Source organism: Phormidium tenue FACHB-1050, assembly GCF_014696925.1.
Classification (GTDB): Bacteria; Cyanobacteriota; Cyanobacteriia; order Pseudanabaenales; family Pseudanabaenaceae; genus Pseudanabaena.
In genome coordinates, this window is the sequence record NZ_JACJQY010000007.1 from 31379 (window position 1) to 50510 (window position 19132).

At 42.1% G+C, this 19132-nt stretch carries 17 protein-coding genes; 10 read left to right on the forward strand and 7 right to left on the reverse strand.

Going from position 1 to position 19132, the window contains the following annotated elements:
• Positions 1 to 47 precede the first annotated feature (47 nt).
• From H6G05_RS06405 to H6G05_RS06420, 4 genes are all read right to left on the reverse strand, one after another.
• Positions 48 to 2414 carry a hypothetical protein gene (locus tag H6G05_RS06405; RefSeq protein WP_190577322.1) on the reverse strand — a complete coding sequence of 789 codons (2367 nt, stop codon included), beginning with the start codon at positions 2412 to 2414 and terminating at the stop codon, positions 48 to 50.
• 75 nt (positions 2415 to 2489) lie between these two features.
• Positions 2490 to 2930, reverse strand: coding sequence for a hypothetical protein (locus tag H6G05_RS06410; protein WP_190577324.1), 441 nt, complete (start codon positions 2928 to 2930; stop codon positions 2490 to 2492).
• A gap of 140 nt (positions 2931 to 3070) precedes the next feature.
• Positions 3071 to 3487, reverse strand: a complete 417-nt coding sequence (locus H6G05_RS06415) for a Rho termination factor N-terminal domain-containing protein (RefSeq protein WP_190577325.1) — start codon at positions 3485 to 3487, stop codon at positions 3071 to 3073.
• A gap of 102 nt (positions 3488 to 3589) precedes the next feature.
• Positions 3590 to 4021 carry a hypothetical protein gene (locus tag H6G05_RS06420; RefSeq protein WP_190577327.1) on the reverse strand — a complete coding sequence of 144 codons (432 nt, stop codon included), beginning with the start codon at positions 4019 to 4021 and terminating at the stop codon, positions 3590 to 3592.
• A 51-nt stretch (positions 4022 to 4072) separates the two neighbouring features.
• On the opposite strand from H6G05_RS06420, the gene H6G05_RS25270 reads away from it, so the two are divergent.
• The 4 genes from H6G05_RS25270 (at position 4073) to H6G05_RS06440 (ending at position 8503) form a co-directional block, all read left to right on the forward strand.
• Positions 4073 to 4339 (forward strand): hypothetical protein, encoded by a 267-nt coding sequence (locus H6G05_RS25270; protein WP_242025299.1) that lies wholly within the window; start codon positions 4073 to 4075, stop codon positions 4337 to 4339.
• Between the two features lie 112 nt (positions 4340 to 4451).
• On the forward strand, positions 4452 to 6434 hold the full coding sequence (locus H6G05_RS06430; protein ID WP_190577335.1) for a GTPase domain-containing protein: 1983 nt from the start codon (positions 4452 to 4454) through the stop codon (positions 6432 to 6434).
• 58 nt (positions 6435 to 6492) lie between these two features.
• Complete coding sequence (locus H6G05_RS06435; protein WP_190577342.1) at positions 6493 to 8151, forward strand: GTPase; 1659 nt, start codon at positions 6493 to 6495, stop codon at positions 8149 to 8151.
• A gap of 31 nt (positions 8152 to 8182) precedes the next feature.
• The gene (locus tag H6G05_RS06440) at positions 8183 to 8503 is read left to right on the forward strand and encodes a helix-turn-helix domain-containing transcriptional regulator (protein ID WP_199310362.1); all 321 of its coding nucleotides are present in this window, start codon (positions 8183 to 8185) and stop codon (positions 8501 to 8503) included.
• Between the two features lie 40 nt (positions 8504 to 8543).
• Here the strand turns inward: H6G05_RS06440 and H6G05_RS25275 are convergent, their stop codons facing one another.
• Positions 8544 to 12968 carry a hypothetical protein gene (locus H6G05_RS25275; protein WP_242025301.1) on the reverse strand — a complete coding sequence of 1475 codons (4425 nt, stop codon included), beginning with the start codon at positions 12966 to 12968 and terminating at the stop codon, positions 8544 to 8546.
• 14 nt (positions 12969 to 12982) lie between these two features.
• The gene (locus H6G05_RS06450) at positions 12983 to 13198 is read right to left on the reverse strand and encodes a hypothetical protein (protein ID WP_126390956.1); all 216 of its coding nucleotides are present in this window, start codon (positions 13196 to 13198) and stop codon (positions 12983 to 12985) included.
• A 227-nt stretch (positions 13199 to 13425) separates the two neighbouring features.
• On the opposite strand from H6G05_RS06450, the gene H6G05_RS25280 reads away from it, so the two are divergent.
• Positions 13426 to 13674 (forward strand): HAD family hydrolase, encoded by a 249-nt coding sequence (locus H6G05_RS25280; protein WP_242025302.1) that lies wholly within the window; start codon positions 13426 to 13428, stop codon positions 13672 to 13674.
• Positions 13652 to 14182: an HAD family hydrolase gene (locus tag H6G05_RS06455; protein ID WP_242025303.1), complete on the forward strand. Its 531-nt coding sequence runs from the start codon at positions 13652 to 13654 to the stop codon at positions 14180 to 14182. The genes H6G05_RS25280 and H6G05_RS06455 overlap by 23 nt, the downstream gene beginning before the upstream one ends.
• Positions 14183 to 14230: 48 nt before the next feature.
• Here H6G05_RS06455 and H6G05_RS06460 read toward each other — a convergent pair whose 3' ends face one another.
• Positions 14231 to 14920: a zinc metallopeptidase gene (locus tag H6G05_RS06460; protein WP_190577344.1), complete on the reverse strand. Its 690-nt coding sequence runs from the start codon at positions 14918 to 14920 to the stop codon at positions 14231 to 14233.
• A 674-nt stretch (positions 14921 to 15594) separates the two neighbouring features.
• Between H6G05_RS06460 and H6G05_RS06465 the strand changes: the two genes are divergently transcribed.
• The 4 genes from H6G05_RS06465 to H6G05_RS06480 all read left to right on the forward strand — a co-directional run bounded on the left by H6G05_RS06465 (position 15595) and on the right by H6G05_RS06480 (position 19039).
• Positions 15595 to 17358 carry a hypothetical protein gene (locus H6G05_RS06465; protein ID WP_190577345.1) on the forward strand — a complete coding sequence of 588 codons (1764 nt, stop codon included), beginning with the start codon at positions 15595 to 15597 and terminating at the stop codon, positions 17356 to 17358.
• A 191-nt stretch (positions 17359 to 17549) separates the two neighbouring features.
• On the forward strand, positions 17550 to 17774 hold the full coding sequence (locus tag H6G05_RS06470; RefSeq protein WP_190577347.1) for a hypothetical protein: 225 nt from the start codon (positions 17550 to 17552) through the stop codon (positions 17772 to 17774).
• 114 nt (positions 17775 to 17888) lie between these two features.
• Positions 17889 to 18668, forward strand: coding sequence for a ParA family protein (locus tag H6G05_RS06475; RefSeq protein WP_190401359.1), 780 nt, complete (start codon positions 17889 to 17891; stop codon positions 18666 to 18668).
• Positions 18650 to 19039, forward strand: coding sequence for a hypothetical protein (locus H6G05_RS06480; protein ID WP_190577348.1), 390 nt, complete (start codon positions 18650 to 18652; stop codon positions 19037 to 19039). The genes H6G05_RS06475 and H6G05_RS06480 overlap by 19 nt, the downstream gene beginning before the upstream one ends.
• Positions 19040 to 19132: the final 93 nt, after the last annotated feature.

The following is a 19132-nucleotide window of genomic DNA, read 5'->3' on the forward strand; positions in this document are numbered from 1 at the left end:
GATATTTGGTGTGAAAATCGTTACCTTTGCCTTTTTCTCCTTGATTTCTACGCAGCCACCAGTTCGCAAACTATGGTCTTTTGCTGTGTTTTCAGCGAAGCTGTGTATTCACCCACCAATACTTTGGCGGAGTCTTTGGCGACTAGTCCCAGCAGGTATGGCTTTTTCCTGCTTTTACGGATGACTTCTATCTGATATCTGCCATCTTCTTGGCGTTGAGATACAACGATGGGAATACAGGCATGTTCTCCATTTCCTGTCCATTTGGTTGATGCGAGTTCTCCATACTGTGCGCCCACTATTTGCAGTCGCATCAGTTGGTTGTCATGGAGCTGATCGCAGATCTCTAGGAGGAACATATTGAACACAACACTTGCAGTGCCATGATCGCCGTTGTGACTGGCTTGCCACATGGCGGCGGCACAGGTTTGGGCGGTTTTATCGCTTTTCTCCCGTAGTTTCTCGCCTAGTGCTTTTGCCCATTGCACTGCTGCTCTCAGGATTTTCTTGCGGGATTCGCGATCGCTTGATAGTTTCATGGCTTCCCTAATCTTGCTGGTATATTCATCGCGTCGAGCGATCGCTCTTTTGTAGAGGGTTTCGTTCGGTTTGACAAATAGTTCGCGGAATTCGAGCAGGGTACGTTCGTGTAAATCTACAGGTTGCCAGATCTCATTTACTGACTGAATCAATAAAGAAATTGCATCGTTGTATTCGCCGTTGGCTTCCATTGTTCTAGCGGGCTGTTTGCATCTCTGCTTAGCATCGTAGTAGCTGCCATAAACTCCTTGACGCTTGCGGTCAATTAGCCAATCTAGTTTCGGTAAGCTTTTGCCGACTTCATCTAGAAAGGCTTGGTCGTGGCTGAGGTCGGATTTGAGCCGATCCACAGCGACTTGCACTTCTTGGGCTAAGCCTCCAATGTATTGATGATTACCTGTTGCCCATGCGGTGGCTAGGTAATAGGTAATCAGTCCAATTTGGTTTTCGGTGGATCTGAGGGCGACTTCGGCTAATGTGCCTTGCACTGGTACTTTGTCTGGTTTGTAAGTGGTGGGCTTGATGTGGTGCTGACGAATTTCTTTGGCGATTTCAGGTAGTTTCTTAACTGATTTCACGCAGAAGGTGTCACCGTCAAAGTCCATGCCACAATAGTCACGGGCGATGTCTGGGTTGACATACATGGTTCCCTGTTGGTTTAGTCCCTTGATGTGTTTGTTTGTCCAAATCTGTAAGTCATTGCGATCGCGGATGGGATAGCGAAATCCTACATATTCGCCTTCGGGTATTTCGGGGATACACATTTCTAGTTCGCCCAGTTCGGGGCAGGGTTGTGCCATGAAGCTGGAGAAATTGATACCGCCACTTGTCGCTAGGGTTAACCAACGTCGTCTTACTAAGTCTTCGATCTTTCGCACCACATAGGGATGCTCTAGCAGTTGTCCATGAATGTCATGTTTGAGGATTTCCGATAGGATTTTGCCATCGGCTTCTTCTTCGTTACTTGCTTCTTCAGGATCGTCTACTTTGACCCATTGCTCTGTTTGTACCAGTTGGCAAAGTTGTTTGATGTCTGACTGGGCGGCGACTAGGGTTTCCGCTTTCTGTTGGGTGGTTGGTAACACATCTTGGGCGATCGCTTGTTGGCTAAACCATTGCCAGACGGTGTAGGAGGTTTTGACTCGCCGCTTTTGGGCGAAGTTGACGATTCCTAGTTTCAGGTTGGTTAGTTTGTGAATACCTAATGCTGGTTTATGTCCTTTAAAACATGATAGTGGCAGAATTAGGTCGATTCCTTTTAGACAATTTAGGCTGAGCTGCAATGTTCCTTTGGCGACCCATTGATTGGCGACTCCTGCTCGGAACTGGAATGGAGTGTTTGCGTGGATGACAAAATCTTCGCTTTGGCGCAGTTGGTTTAGAAATTCATGGCTGATTTTGCCGTGACAGTCATCGGTGCGATGTTCTTTGTCTTGGACAATCAGGATGGTTACTCGTTCGATGCCATATATCTTCAGGCATTCAGTCATCAGGATAGAGCCGTAGTTGATTTGTCCCATAGCGCTGGGGAAATAGGTGGCAAAGGGATTTAATCCTTGGCTGAAGAAGAAGTCTCCATGTTTTCTGGCTCCCGACGCTCCCGCTAGTTGGTATTTGTCTATCCCTTTGGTTAAGGCGGCGATCGCTTGTTTCTTTAGGGGTGCAATGCTTTTAGCGGCGGTACTGCGCTTGCTGGCAGATTTGCTGGTTTTAGCGATGCTTTCGGCTTTGGCTATCTTTTGCAAGTAGGTAGAAATGTTGCCGATGCTGAGGTTGATGTCTGGATGTAAGGCTTCGAGCAAGGTGTCCCGAAATTGGATTTCGTTATCGACGATCTCGCCTGTGGCGAGGTTGGTCTTGGCGATCGTTAGCATTTGTTTGTAATCTCAAAATAATTGAGCAGATAGATTCAACGGTTTGAATCTATCTGCTTTTGATTTATGGATAGGTTAGGCTGCTTTCCTATTCAGGTCTTGACGATAAACGACAAATCCATTCTTTTGCAGTTCGTCAATGGTAGTGGGCTTGGATGGTAGAAAGTTGATCTTCCCTTCCTTGGTTGCCAGAATCTTGCAGCCATAGTGAGTTTGCAAGCGTTGGCTCACTTTCTCAATTGGCATACTGAGGTTGGTCAAGGCCCATCCCTTCTTCGCTTGATATAGCCACATCTTGTCTGTGCTGACTTGTGGTTTACGCGCTTTGGGTTTGCGGCTGGTTTCAACTACTGCATTACTGGCTGCTACTGTCTTTCCCAGTTCCTTGACGGGGATTTGTGCGTTGATATGGACGATCAAGGCTCTGGTGGTTACGTGCAATTCTGCTTGACTCAGTTTGTCAATGATTTTATCGGCAAGTTCTTCAGGGGTATCGAATCTTAGTTGACGCGCCATGTTTTTAGTCTCCTAACTTTATTTTTTGGGTTGACAATCGTTCACGGACTTTACGCGCTAGCGTTCTTCTTGGCTCATGCTTGTCAATGCAGATAACATTCTTGGATGAATATCTACATTGACAAGCTTTCTCTTGCAAACTAGGCGGTTAAGTAGAAGATCAAGTCCTTCTTCTTCAGTTTTCGCCAGTTAGGTATTTTGCGTTCTCTGGCTAAGGGTCTTAGTTCTTGGACGGTCATTTTCGTGAGTGGCTTAGTCGCGACGGTCGCTATGATTTCTGTATTTGTTGCCTTGACTGCCGATTCTAAGTTCGGGGCTGCTTTTGCTGAGGGTAAAGATACTGTTGCATCTGGTAGCACTGAGTTTGTGGCTGTTAGATTCCTGACTGTGGCTTCAGGTATTTGCCCCTGAGAATTTAGAAGCGATTGATCGGTGGGTTCAGTCCCTAGAAACGATAGTAGAGCGTAGGTTAGTGCGGTCACTAATCCCAGTAATGCGATGAGGCTGATTGTTACGATCGCTTCGGTTGCGATCTCGAATAATGATTGAGTTTTCATGGGTTTCCTGATCGGGGTTAATGCTGTTTAATTTTGCTGAGAAATGGTTCTAGCGATCTTTGCAATTCCAATCGAATTTGAGCGCGATCGCTAGACTGATTTTTAGTTCAATTGTCTGGCTGCGTTTTTTTTAGAGAAGATATAGGGGAAGTCTTCGTGCAGGCTTTCCAACTGATTCTCAACAATTCGCCGACAATTTGCCCGATCTGTGGTGCACTGATTCATGGCGGCTTTGGCGAAATACTCGGCACTGGTCAGCATTTCCACTACACCTGTGCCAATTTTCGAGATTTGGTCGGGGTGTTGGCTGAGATATGCGCCTAGTTCTTGAACGCTGTCTCTCACTGCATCCAATATCGAATCTTGGTTCTGCACTGTTCGCTTTGTGCCGTCTCGAAAGGTTAATAGTTTTGTGCCGTCTGTTAAATCGGTGACTTTTGCATTCATCGATTTGGCTAGGTCTATTAGCTGTTTGGTCGTCTTCAGACAGCGTGATTTCGATCTAAATACCTGCGCCTGTGTTCGGCCTGTCAATGCACTTATTGCTATTTCCATAAGATTGTTTTTCCTAATTTGTCAATCGTCATGGACTTCAAGCGTAAGCGCTCTTCCTATTTTGGGATAAGTTATGAAGTTCCTCTATGCTTATCTCAGCGTGACCTAGCCTATGCTATTCATGTTCCCTATCAATATCAACGGGTAAATGAGATTATCGTCGTCGCGGCATTGCGCCTAGCATGGCTTTACGCTTGGCTCGGTTCTTTTCCACTTCGGCTGATTTCTGGTTCGCTTGGTTTGACAGATAGTTCGCGGAATTCAAGCAGGGTGCGCTCGTGTAAATCTACGGATTGACAAAAATCAAAACAAGGTACATTCACATCAAAATCAAAGTCTGAAATACTATAGACAAAATTATAAACACAATCTAAGATATTTGCTAAATAACTACTATATCTCGTCAAATATGGCTAAATACGAAAGCCAGCGTAAAATTGAAAATAATTGGGTCACTATAGCTCTACATAGCAATGTTGATCATGCGAAAAAAGTATTAGTTGAGAAGTATTCAGATCGAGAAGTTCGTATAATTGATAGCCGCACTCAAGAAGTTATATTTCCTTCACGGGAAATAGTTGTCAAAGACCAACCTAGCAGAAAGAATAAAGATACTACTTCTGAAAAAGAATTTAAGGAAGCCTTAAAAAAATGCTCAACAGCTTCAAAAAGGGCTTACGACACAAGTTTAGTCTACTACACCAGAGTTTCACAAATACTTGAGAAACTCGAAAAAAATTTAGATGAAATTGCCCCCCAATTATTAGCCGATAAAGATGCGGCTAAATACCTTTTTGGCGAAACGGTTAGACAAATAACTACTGAAATAAGCGATCAATCTACAACAAAACTAGACGACCTAAAAAGATATCTCGACAAACAGAAAGAACACCTAAAAGATTTTACTGTTGTATTGTTTGGAAAAACAAAAGCGGGTAAAAGCACAATTCGGGAAGCATTTACTCGTGGTGATGGCGGTACAATTGGAAAAGGAGCGCAACGTACAACTCAAGATGTTAAAGAATATGAATGGCAAGGACTGCGTTTAATTGATACTCCTGGGATAGAAGCTTATAAAGGAGAAGAAGATAAACGTAAAGCAATGGAAATCACCCGTGAAGCTGATATGGTAATTTTTCTTGTTAGCGATGACTCAATCCAGCCTAAAGAATTTGAAGCTATGGCTTGGTTAAAACAAATCAATAAATACTTTTTCATTCTTTTAAATGTCAAAGAAAAACTTGATAACAAGAAAAGAATTGAGAGATTTATTAAAGCACCTGAGAAAATCTTTGACACTAAAAGATTACAAGAACACGAACAACGTATCAAAGAAAATGTTGCTAACATTTTTGAAGTAGAAAAAGTCGATATTGTTTATATTCAAGCACTTGCAGCATTTTTGAGTACCCAAAATGAATACTTAGACTATTCAGATGAACTTTGGAATTTAAGTCGTGTTGAAAAAGTTTACAATTTAATTACTAAAGAGATTGTCAAAACAGGCTATCAGAAAAGAGTGCTAACAATTTGTAATGGAGTTGTCAATTTTATTGACGATATTATTAGGTCTCTCAATACACATCGAAAATCACTTGAGGTACAAGTTGGATTTATGAATGATGAATTACCAAACCTAGAGAAAGAACTTCAAAAAATATCTAAAGAAGGCAATCAAAGGATTGAAAGAAAATGCAAGGAAAAATTCGATAAAATTCGAGGGTGGATTCCTAGATTTGTTGATAATTATTTAGGTAAAGAGGGCGCTCAACTGGAATATCAAAAGAGAATAAACAAGGAGACTGAATATATTCAAAAAGAAATGGAGGGATTATTTCAAGAACTAGTCAATAAAGTAAAAGAAGCATTAAAAGAATTTGAGAAAGAGTATATGTATGACATGGGAACAATCAAAATTGATCCTCCTGAAATTAATAATTTCCAAAAAGATTATACAGATGACACTTTAAGGTATGTGAGCATGGGTTTGGGGGCAACTTCTGCAATCGCAGTAGGAATAGCAGCTTTTGCAGGAGCAAATTTCTGGAATCCTATTGGCTGGGTTGCAGGTATCGCATCTGTTGTGGTTGGTATCTTTGGCTGGCTATTTGGTAGCGGTAATGATGAGCGTAGGGCTTGGCAAAGGCAAAAACAAGAGGCAAAAGATTTACTATATAGAAAACTGCATACATCAGAAAATGAAATCGTTAAGTCTTATCAAGATTTACTACAAAAGTACATTACTTCAAGGCAAAATGAGGAACTGAAACGAATTAAAACCTATATAAACCAATTATCTAAAATCTCTAATGAGTTGTATATTTTTGGTATACAACCATTGAAAGAACAAAATGTTAAGCTAATTTCAGTCAGGGATCTTATGGCTAAATAAAATCAACTTAAGTTGATAAATTTTTATAAATACAGCAAATACTATACAGGAGTTACTAATGTCTAAATTTCAATTCAAAGAAAAAGCCCAAAAAGTTGATAGTCTTTGTCAAGAAACTATTAAAATACTTGAATCATATCAAGATGATAAAATTGAATGTCTTTTAATCGACTTTCAAAATTTTTTCAAAGATTATCAATTACAAACTAAGCTAACCATTGCTTTTATAGGTCAATACAATGCTGGTAAATCTACCTTAATTAAGGCTTTGACAGGAGATCCGACAGTCAAAATTAGTGCTGATGTATGTACAGACTTTATAACAGAATACCCTTGGCATGATGTATTACTAGTTGATACACCAGGAATCTATGCAGGAAAAACAGAGCATGACGAAATTACTCTAGATAGAGTTTCTAGATGTGATTTGCTCGTTTTTATGGTTTCTAATGAACTGTTTAATCCTCAAGGCGGAGAATTTTTTAAGAAGGTTTGTGAAATGCAACGAGTAGGACAGATTCTTCTTGTGGTTAACAAAATGAGTGCAGGTGGTGAACCTCAATATTTAATCAAGTCAATACTAGAAGTTATTGAGCCGTATCATCCTAATGATTTTTATACTTGTTTCATTGACGCTAAATCATATTTAAACTCTCAATTAGAGCAAGATCAAGAAGAAAAAGAATTTCTCATTGAGGATTCTAATTTTGATGATTTTTTAAGTTCGCTAGAGAAGCTAATTAATAGAAATAAACTTTCTGCAAAACTTGCAACACCTCTACATCGAGCCGTTGATACACTTGATCAGGCACGAAACCTACTGAGTACCGATGATCCTACTACTCGCAATCTACTAGAGCTACTCCGCAGGAAAGTCTTAAAGTTTAAAGCTTCTCAAACTAAGTTCCAGAATGACTACCAAGCAAGACTAAATGATTTTGAACACGAAATTATCATGTTGGGGGATGCCGTTGCTAGTAAAGTTGATGGTGAACACACTGAAGATGATGTCAATAGTGAAATCCGTAAAGCTGAACAACAAATAGAAATATTGTCACGCAGCACGACCCAAAGAATTCAATCAGATTTAGAAGAACAACTTCAAAACCTACAAATTGACCTAGAAGAACTCATGCAATCTCCACTAGGTAGATCTCTCACCGAGGAGATTGCTATTCCATCATCAGGAATCCCTAAAGGTAATAACTATGGAGTTAATTTCAGTACGGAAACATCTAACTTTTTGAAAAATTCTCCCGATTTACTTAAAAGTGTAGGTGTACTTGCTTCAGGTGTCTCTAGAGACTTTGTATACAATATTGGTAAGTTTATAGGTATTAAGTTTAAGCCTTGGGGTGCAATAAATGGCGCAAAATTTATTAATGGCTTAGGTGCGGTAATAGGTGCAGTGGGAATCGCTGTTGATATATTTATGACAATTCAAGAAAAAGAAGAAAAAGCCCGTATTGAACAAAAACTAAGAGAAGCTAGATCGAATATTAGGGAATCTTTTAGAAATCTAGCTTCTGAAATCAAAGTGGATTATGAGGCGAATATCAAACAGCAAGTTATTAATGGATTTTACTTCCACGAAATTAAGGCAGTAGAAGATCAGCAAAATGCTCTAAGAAAAGCTGATGCAAAAAAAGCTAATGCTCAAGTATTGATTACAGCTAAACTTCAAGAAATCAAAATTGAAATCGGGAATCTTTCTTAAAGTACTCATGCGGCAAAAGTGATAAGAAAAAATGACAACTATCCCCCTAACACGCGACTTTAAAGAAACAGTTAATGCAAGAGTTCAAAGAAATTCAGCATTTGCCGCCGCTTTACTTGACGAAGCTATTTCCCTTTTCCTCAATGGCGAACCAGAAACCGCGAGACTCATATTGAGGGATCTCGTTAATGCCACTATCGGATTTGAAGAACTAGCGATCGCCACATCTAAGCCCAGCAAAAGCCTTCATAGAATGCTATCTGCAAAAGGAAATCCCACAATGGATAATCTCAAAGTCCTGCGTAAAACCCTTCAAGTCGATACCAAAGTTCATACTGTTGCTTGCGCTTAAAATATCTGCCATAGAAACCTCAGAACGGTCACACCCCTCACTACCTTTGCTCTTGTCTCCCCTTTTGATTTTCAGCAATAACTTTAAGAGCGCGATCGACATTCTGAGCATCTTTGACAGTCACCTGACTCTGAGCAATTTCTAAACCTTTTTGCACCAGCAATGGTACATATTCGATATTTCCTTGCCTCAAGGCTTTTGTATCTAAGGTCAACGTATCTGTAGACTGCTCCCACGTTGCCCTATATTTACCTTCATTTCCTTTACGCTCAAATACAAGATTTCCATTTTTAGATCCCACATATTCACTGGGAGTAGCCAATACTTCTCGCCACTGCGATGCGATGTGCTGGCTCAATGACTGATGATCTTTGTGCATTGCTTGCTGTGCTTTTTCGGTGATACTTTCACCTGCGATGAGGTCTTGAATACGGTCTATATATTTCTCACTCTTGCCCAAATACTCAGCGGTTCGACTCCACTCCGTTAGTTGCTGAATTTCAGCTACTTCATTACGATCTAGTTTGATAGATTGTTGTTGTGTCGGAAATGGCACAATCTTTCCATCTACATAATCTCCTAAAGGCTGAAAGTGCATTCCCCATGTGTTGCTATGTCCTTGAAATGTCGTCAATTCCTTGGCACTATGTTTTTCCATCTGCGACCATTGCTGTTGATAGGTAACGTCTTTCAGCATTTCTGGGGTGATTTTGTACTGTTTACCCACCTGAAATGCGACTTTCTGCTCTCCTGCGATCGCGATCGCTATGTCCCCTTCCTTAAATCCATAGGCGGCATAGGGTTCATATCTCCGCGTCGTGTGACATCTACCATGTCCGCGCATTGCTTCGATACAGGTATCGACTGGCAATGAGTTCACTTCTCCATGCAGCTTTAGGGGATAAACCATCTTGATGGGTTTTCCTGTGATTTTTACTGATTGTTCAAGTTTTTCAGCAATCTCTTTTTCCTTGAAATCCTCTTGTGGGGTAGCCTGAGTATTACTCTGGGTAGCAGTAGCAACTGAGGTAAGCGCTTCTCGATCTCGCTGGGGATCGTATCGCACTCCCATCGCGGCGAGATTCTTCCATGTCATCTCGACTAAGCTTGCTTTTACAGCCTGTCCTTCATAGAGATAGGTAATTCCATTAATTCTGCCTCCTGCTTGCACTTGTGCCTTTAAACCCACGTTCTCATCGGCAAGTTTTGCCACGAATTCGGTCATTGTCGGTTGGTTTGCAGCAGCCTTGGCGATCGCTTCTTTTAATTGCGGCACAATGGCATCAAGGTTGACTGCTTCTTTGACTCGTTCTGGTGATAATCCATGCCATATTTCAGGCAATTTGAGTGTACTTCTGTCGATCGCTAAGTCTGCATCTTTCTTGCTGGCAGAAATATGGATATTTGCAATGAACTGACTGCCAATGGGCATATAGGCTGCATCATTGTGGACAACGCCCATATTTTCCCATTGGTCACCCGTCTGGACTTGAATTACTCTCTTGTCATAGATAGGACTTTGAGGATTGGCTTCGATTGCCATTCGGCAATTTAGGGATTCATGGGGTTGCCATTGTCGATCTTTAAGTTCGTTGGTTTCATACTGCAAGCCAATTACTTTGATTTTTTCTACCTGTAGTTCTTGCAGTTGCTTGGCGACGACTTCCGTAAACATCTTGCCTGTGATCGCGCGATTATTGTTATGCCATAGGGCAGCAGCTCGGCGATCTCTTTCGGCTTCTGGAATTGCATCCCTCTGGGTTTCCAGATATTTCTCGGCGGCAGCAAATTTGTCGTCAACGTCATTTTTGGAGATTCCTAGTTGGAATTCTAGTTTGAGGTTGGCGAAGATTTTGTCCTTTTCAAGGGTTTTCCCATAGGCAGCTAAGGTGGCTGGCGAGATTAATCCCACGTCAATTTTGTCTTGATCGATTAGGGCTACGGCTTTGTATGGATATTGTTTTTCGGTCTTCCAGTCTTTATTCTTAGCAATCTTGATATCGACAGTTTCACCTTTGCGGGCGATCTCCCAGATTGGTGACTCGCCATCGGGGTCAGTGCTAATCACGCTGACGATTTCGATTTTGTTGCCTTTGCTAGATGTTGCAGTAAGAGCAATCCCTTCTTCATGTTCGAGACGGCTACGACTGGCGGCAGCTTCGGAGATAAGCTTGTTGTAGTGTGTGGCAATTCCCTTTGCCCATTCGCTATCTGCGGCGGTGTGGCTGTCTTTGGGGAAGATATGGTCAAAACGATTGTAGTTGCGATCGCCAATTAAACTATATTCTTTGTAAATCTGGTTGGCTTGTTCCACCATCCAGCCTACGGGGTCTTGGGTGTTAGTTTTGATGCCTTCAGTACCGATATAGGCGTAGCTATTATCTTTGTCTTTAATCCATTCGACTTGTTTGTATTTAGCGACTTTCTGACAAAATTGAAATTCATCTTCATTGACTTTTCTGGCACTTTTGGGCGTATCGACAGCACGTTGTAAGTTGACGGCGGCTAGGCTTTCTAACTGCCACAGCAGTCTCTCGGTTTTGGCTAAACCTTGAGTTACAACAGGTGCTTTTTCTGGTTCTGGGAGTTTGGGTATGGTACTGGCGATTTGGCTGATTTCGACAATCTGGTTCCTCCATACGTCATTGAGAATGCGAAAGGGTTTCTTATCCTCTTTGTCTTCGGCAAGTAGCTTTTGGAAGTGTTTGCCTATGTCCTGCAAGTATTCGCTTCTTTCGGATTCTGGGATATATTGGGCATCCCATCGCAAGGCTTCTAGCCTCATGCCTAGATTTGCAACTCGTCCTGTGGGATTATCGGCAGCATTGACCGCAGCACTGGCTAGGTTGGCAAATCCATTGGCTGCATCGCGGGGAATCTTCTTTTCTTTTTCGACTTGAATTGGTTTGTTCTCTGGCAGATTCTTGTCAATAATCTCTTGAATTAGGGTTGGGTACTGCTCAATTGTTCTCTTGGAACTGGCTTGCTGGTCTGAGGTTAGTTGGCTAGGAATTATCCCTACGCGATCGCCATCAAAGTCGATGACTAGTCGTTTCGCATCGTTGGGATTGAGGTAGCAAACTCCTCTCTGTCTATAGGCTTCGGGATCTAATTCCCGCAAAACTGTGAGGTTATTCGTAAATACATCAAAGTTGGCGGCATTGGCGACGGGACTGCGATAGATGGCAACTTCGGCTCCATCGGGTAGTCCTGTAAAACTGACTTCTCCTTCTTGGAGTTGATTATGAGGTTGAGCAATACCACTGGGGACGTAAACGCCTCCTGTGGCGACTTCTTGCCATTCACTCTGTAGGAATTCTCGCAAGCGTTTGGCGATATCTTCCATTTCTAATATCTGACAATGACCGCCTTCGATTAGGTCGGTTTTGAGGATGTCATAGAGCCAATCTTGGTATTCTTCGTTAGGTGAGGTTACTGTCTCTCGTTCAATTTCATTGGCTGTTGTGTTTTCTTGTGGGCTTAATCCTAGTTCCAGTGCTAGTTCTGGCTCAATGATTGGTGTAATGTTAGCGCGATCGCCTGTTTCTTCTTGCCTCTGCTGTTGTCGCTTTTCATGACGCTCGATATACAGTTGCGCTACCTTACGCGGGTCAGATTGGGCTTCAGCTAAGCGTTCGGCTTTGATTTTCAGCTTAGGCAATACGTCTGCTTGGACTCCTTCAGGGAAAAAGACGAGAGCTTGAGTACCCAGTTTTTGTTCAGTGAATTTAGCATCTTCTTTTCTTGACCAGAATAGACTGATCTCGTGGATTCCTGTGGTGGTGGTTTTGTTATCGCCTTTGATGCTCGATTTGGCGATAATTCCATCGACTTCTAGGGCTTGGCAAAGCAAGCTGGCTCGACAGGTTCCTTTGATTACACCCTGCCACTCAGGTACGGCGGCGCGATATTGAAATGGGCGATTCGGTTCAGCTTTCAGTTGGTTTGCGAGTTCTGGAGAGATCAGGCTATAGCAGTCGCCGAGTTTGCTGGCGATCGCTCCCATTGCTTTGTTACTAAGGGTAATACCGTTGCTGAGGGTGATGAGTTCCTTTCCCCAGTCCGCTTGGTAGATTCCTGTATCTGGATCTTTGCTCAGTGTTTCATCATCGATGATTAGGATTCTGGCGCTTTCTTTATAGATTGAGGTTTTTGCTTCTGATACAGGTAAACTGCCATAGGCGACAGCATCGCTATGATTGGTGAAGATTTCTTGGCTTACCTTTTCAGAAATCTCGCGATCGCCAAAATAAGCAGTTCTCCCATTAGCAAGAATTAGATACAGCCCTTGCTCTTGCAGTCGCTCTATGTCTCGCTCAGTGATGCCGTCGTACATCTTGCCAACAGCTAGTTTACTCGGCTCAATGTCTTTCCCGATCTTCAGTTCGAGGTAGCTATGCTCAACGGTTTTCGGGGGCAAGGGTAACTCTTGCCCTGTCTTCAGGTCAATCTGTCTAAATTCCATGTCATGATTTCTCGCTAGAATTCAAAGTCAATTTCTGCTTCTTTATTTGGTTTAGTTCCTTGTGTTTTCGGTTTGGCTTTTGCCTTTTTGGGCTTTGGTTCTGCATCTTCGTCATACAGGGAATACTGTGATTCATAGCGTGCTATGTCATCAAAGCTGGCTAGTCCTTCACTTAGTAATTCGTCGTAGGTATAACCTGCGTCAATCTTGGACTGGATATTGTTTCTCATTGGTTCCTCTTTAGGTGTTTAGGATTGAATACAACGGATTGGAGAAATCGATAATCTAGAGAGTATATTTTATCAATTTCTCTGGATTGATGTTTGAGAATATTGTTGGTACAAATTCTGGGATTGTCAATACTCCATTATGGTAGTTTTAGCTTCATCGGCGAATCGCTAGATTTTCCAATAGTTTCACGTTGGCTGTATTCTGGTTGTAGTTTCATTTCTTCTGTATGACCCTGCTCAATCTCAATCAAGCTGATTTGTCCGACACCCGTTTAATTGCTTCCGATGTTGATGGTACTCTTACCCGCAATGGAAAATTCTCTTCTGATTTCATCTCGACTCTTCTCGATTTACAATCATCGGGAATTAAAGTCCTGTTAGTGACAGGTCGCTCAGCGGGTTGGGTCAGTGCTTTGGTGAATTATTTACCTGTCTCTGGGGCGATCGCTGAAAATGGGGGGGGGGTTACAGGCTGATGGTCAAAAAGATTTGCTCTCTTCGGTTCCTAATCTATCTAGACATCGCATTCTTCTAGAAAATACTTTCCATCACATTAAGCAGCTATTTCCTAATCTTCTCACTTCTGCTGATAATCAGTTCCGTATTACCGATTGGACGTTTGATGTCGATAATTTATCGGCTGATGATATTCAAGCAATTTCTGCTCAATGCGATCTCATGGGTTGGAGTTTTACCTATAGCAATGTCCAATGTCATATCAAGCCCCTCAGCCAAGATAAGGCTACTGGCTTGCTCTCAGTTCTAAAAAAATATTTTCCTGAACTCAATTCGCAGCAAGTTCTAACTGTTGGCGATAGTCCTAATGATGAGGCGATGTTTGATCCTGCTTTATTTCCCATCTCGGTCGGCGTAGCAAATGTTCGTCATTATCAAGACAAAATGCTGCATTTACCCAAGTACGTTACTGAGGCTTCTGAGTTTGCTGGTTTTTCTGAGTTGGCAAAATTATTACTACAAACGTAAAAAGCGGCGCATCGCACCGCCTCTTATTTTTTGGCAAGGACTAACAATTTAGCGATCGCCTCTAATCAATAACAATTGCACCAGTTGCAATGCTGCATAAATCGCTGTCGCTACATACGTCCATGCCGCCGCATTCAGAACACTACGAGCACCTCGATTTTCATCGCCTTGCAAAATTCCTAACTCGTCAATTAGTTTCAGAGCACGGCTTGATGCATCAAACTCAACGGGTAAGGTGACGATGTGAAACAGGATCGCTCCTGCAAACAAAATAATGCCAATGTTGATAAAAACTGTACTCAAACTACCCAATGAGGTTAGAAATAGCCCTGCCATTACCATCAGGGGGCCAAAGTTTGCACCGATATTTGCCACTGGCACTAGCGATGCACGGATATTCATGAATTGATAGCCCCGTACATCTTGCAATACGTGACCACATTCATGGGCGGCGATCGCGGCGGCGGCTAGGGATGACGATGCGTACACCGACTCCGATAATCGCACGGCTTTAGCGGATGGGTCGTAATGATCGGTCAGTTGTCCTTCGACTTGCTCAACGGTAACATCATGAATACCCATACGCTGCAAGATGGTCTTGGCAACTTGTGCGCCTGTCATCCCTAAACTCGATTGAATTTCGGCATATTTTTCATAGGTTGCTTTGACCCGATGTTGCGCCCAAAACATCAAGATCATCCCTGGAATTAGGATTAAGTAGGACGAGTGAAAGTACATAAACTTTTTTCCTTTAGTCAGTTCTGTATCTCATTATCCCCTTGCTACTTCAGCCTCTGACGGTAGTGAAAACACCACTACTGCTGCACTTTCTCAAACATTATCAAGTCGTTGTAGTCAGCAAAGTGGGAAAATCCCGAAATATTATGAATACTGAAATCATACTTTGCTACAAAATAGTGTCACAGATGACAGTATGGCGACCCTGAACCAAAATTGACAATAAGTTCGAGCAAATTTTGAGAATTTAGAGATTAGATCTAGAGTGATCGATGTATGCTTAAATTGCAGTTTTTTATCTACAGGAGATTACTTAATTAGTTTTCCCCTTCAAGTTAAAAAGCCAGTGACGCGAACCACTAGCTTTTTAAAACCCGAAGGTACAAATTAAATTTTTTGGAAACGGGCAGAGCTGCTTTGGAAAGGCAAGATTTGTTCGGTGCTTTCTTATATCTTAAATGCAAGATACGAGTTTAGCAACAATTTTTGTTGCAAATTTTTTGAATTTGTCAAAAATAACGATCAAACAAGTCTAAAAAATCTATCCGTTTCCTGAGTGAAGACGCTACAACCCTTACATTCAGGACAATTGAGATGTTATTAAATTTGCGAGACTTGACTCGGCAGATCTGCAAAGTGATCGCTGAAGGCAAGCAAAAAAGAGGTCGAGTAGCTTGACCTCACAGATAGATCGTATTTCTAATGTTGCGGATCTTGAATTTACAACCAAAGGCATAGATCCAAAATTACTAACCACAACAGAATTAGCAGCGCAAACCTTTGCGAGCTTTTTCCCCTATGCGTGGAGTTTTATCTACGCCAAAAATGTAGATCGGACGAATAAACCCGAATGGAAGACAGAAACGCGCTACCCCATCACAGGAAGGCGACTATATGACTATTGGGCAGATAACGAAACGCTGATCGGCGTAAGATTCGGCAACCAAACCGAATATGCCCTACTCGACATAGACAAAGGCAGCCCCTACCACCCCAGCAATAATCACGAGAAATTTAAGACAGTCCTCCAAGCTCTAGAAGACATAGGACTAGTCAGACCGCTAATCGTGCAGAGTTCGCATAGCGAAGGACTACATATCTACTATCCCCTGTGGCAAGAAGTCCCCAGCTTCGGCATCGCCTGCGCGATCAAAGCCTGCCTGCAAAAAAACAACTGCGAAATCGCCGCAGGAGTAATCGAAAGCTTCCCCAACACCAAAAAATACGACTCAGAATACAACGGACATCGACTGCCACTGCAAACAGGCAGTTACCAACTCGACAACGACCTCCAGATCATTGGACGGGATCTAAATCAATTTGTCGAAACATGGCTGACCGTACAAGAGCATCAAGACATCGACCTACTAAAACAGGCGATCGCCGAAGCCAAAGCCAACTATCAACCACCCAAAGACAATCGAAAAACGATCCAATGGCGAGAAGACCTCGAAAAACAAATCCAACAAGGATGGACAGGACAGGGGCAATCCAACGAGCTACTATACCTCATGGGCAAATACGCCCGAGTCTTCCTAGGCTGTGAAGAAGACGATGCGATCACCGAATACATCACCAAAACAGCAAAAGCCGCCGCAGGATTCCTAAAATTTTGCGGAGATATCAAGAGACTCGAACAAAAAGCCAAAGACATCGCCAAATGGTGTATCAAGCATCATTTCCCCTGGGGCAGTAAAAAGGAAGAACAAACAGACAACGAAAAGGAAAATACAGAAATCCAAAAAGCCCAGAAACAAGCAGAAAGGCTAGAACGCATCCGCACAAGTGTAAACGAACTAAATAAAACAGGAGAAATGCCAGAAACAATCCGAGGGATGGCACAAGCGATCGCCAAAACAGCAAAAGTATCAGTAGAAACCCTATACGAAAACAAACAGCTATGGCATCCAGAATTCACAGAATCGCGTAACAGTCCAAATACAAACAATTTCGCCCCATCCCCCATAGTGATCGCCCCCCCTGTCGAACAAGCTGAAACCCAGACAGAAAAGACTGTTACAGAAAAAGTCCTATATAAAGCGTTAGCTCTGTCTGAAACGCCCCTGCGAGGGCAAGAATTGCCAAAATTTGCCGACGTTGATTTTCAGGTCTCAACAGACTTGTCAAAGTCGCCGCAAAAACCTAGCGATCCGATGTGGATCGAGACTCATGGTAGGCTAAGTCAGCCAAAAGCTGAAATTTCTAAGGTCACGATCTCTCAAAATCCATCTACCCGCACGGCTAATGCCGACTGTTTGCGACCCTATGAACCACCAAAATCTGAGCCTATATCAGCGATTGGTAGTAGGATTGGCTATCTCAAAGCTTTACTAGAAACGCCAATTTTGCGTAGGAGTAAATCTGCATCGGAAATTGCTAGCTTGCAAGCCGAACTAGAAAGGCTAGAACGCGATCGGCAGACAAACTCCAGTCCCTAATGGGGGTAGATACAGGATACGTGGTGCGTTTCATTTCTGAGAAACTAGCCCGAAATCGGGCGATCGCTTTCAGGATGGTGACAAAATTTATTCAACTAAGAGGGTAAATACCTCACCGCAGAGCGGTGTGAGTATATTCTAGTAAAAAAGAATTTGATACCCCGTCCGCTTGCGGCGGGGTGATTTATGTCTTGTCGGGTTTTGATCTTGGTGATATTCCCCATACTCTTATTAAATCTAGTGATATCACAACTGATGCGATGACTAACTTGGAGCTTTTGCAACTCAATGTGTCTCAGGTCATCAATAGCGTTCAGGATGGTGGGTTTGATTTGCTGAGTGCTTCAGAACCAAGTTTTTTGGGATTAAGAGCGGGATGCTGCGTTACCATTTTGATTGGATCAAACCGTTATTAGATAAATAACTCAATGACTTAGATTCATGGATGTCACTATTGCTTTATTTATATAATGGTGTAATTATATATTGGTTCATCTATTAATGACACCAAAAACTAATCACATCATTATATGATTACATTAACAATATGTTCATTAGCTGGTGGGCAGGGTAAGACAAGCTGCGCTTACTTTGTAGCTCGCATGCTGGCAGCCAAGTACAAGGTTTTGTTGGTAGATGGCGATCCACAAAGCTCTCTAACACTTTACTCAAGACATCAAACCAAGCAAGATGAGCCGAGCTTATTTGAAGTTCTAAAGGGAGTTGTAAAACCCATTGAAGCTGTTTATCAGTTAGAAGCGCCCAATATATTTTTGATACCTAGTGATGATGGCTTAGATAAAATTCAGCAACATTTAGCTGACTCTGGCATGGGTGGTCTTATGCTTCGTAAGTATCTTAAACCGCTCAATGATCTATTTGACTTCTGTATCATTGACTCACCTCCTCAGCGATCTCAATTGTGTATTTCTTGTATGGGCGCAGCTAATAAACTGCTTATTTCCTGCGAGTGTACGATCAAAGGAGTTCAATCCCTACTACGAACTATTGACACAATTGCTGAGTTGAAGGACATTGAATTGCTCAATGGCGATATTTTGGGCGTGCTACCGTTTAAAGATGTGTGGGTTGGGGCAAACCAAACAACTACGAGCAAGAAAGCAACGACTCTCATCAAAGCTACTGCTATCGAAGAAGAACTCAGAGTCTTTTCATCAATTTTGCAGTCTGAACGACATAAACAAGCGATGGATAACGGTAAAACACTTTCTGAAATTGGATATAGAGATTTGGAACACCCCTTTATTCAGGTAGTTGAGGACTTAGAACTATGTGTGCCGCAGAAATAGAAGATTTTTTGAGACGTAGTAAACGTCCTAAAGTGCATCGAGATACCTCAATTGGTAGTGAGGTTAATAATATTAGTAACAATCAGGAATTTATTGAGGTTCAGGAAACACAACCGATTACAGACCCTGAAGAACAAAAAGTAGCCTCTACTGTTAGACTCCGAAAATCAATCAGTAAAGCATTAAATAACTTGAAGTCAGAGCAAGGTATTACTAAGGATGCTTTTATAGAAGCAGCTTGGGAAATTTGTCAACAAAACGAAGAAGTTATGAAATTAATTTCTCAGCAAGCAACTGCAATCAATGATCATAGACGTAAGCAAGGCATCTTATTACGAGCTGAAAGTGCGATTAAAAATTTAAAAGGTTAACCTAAATAAGTCTTGGTGTCATTATATATTTATATCAAGACTTATTTATATGTTTAGCTTATTATATAAATGCTCTCTAAATTTACTAACTTT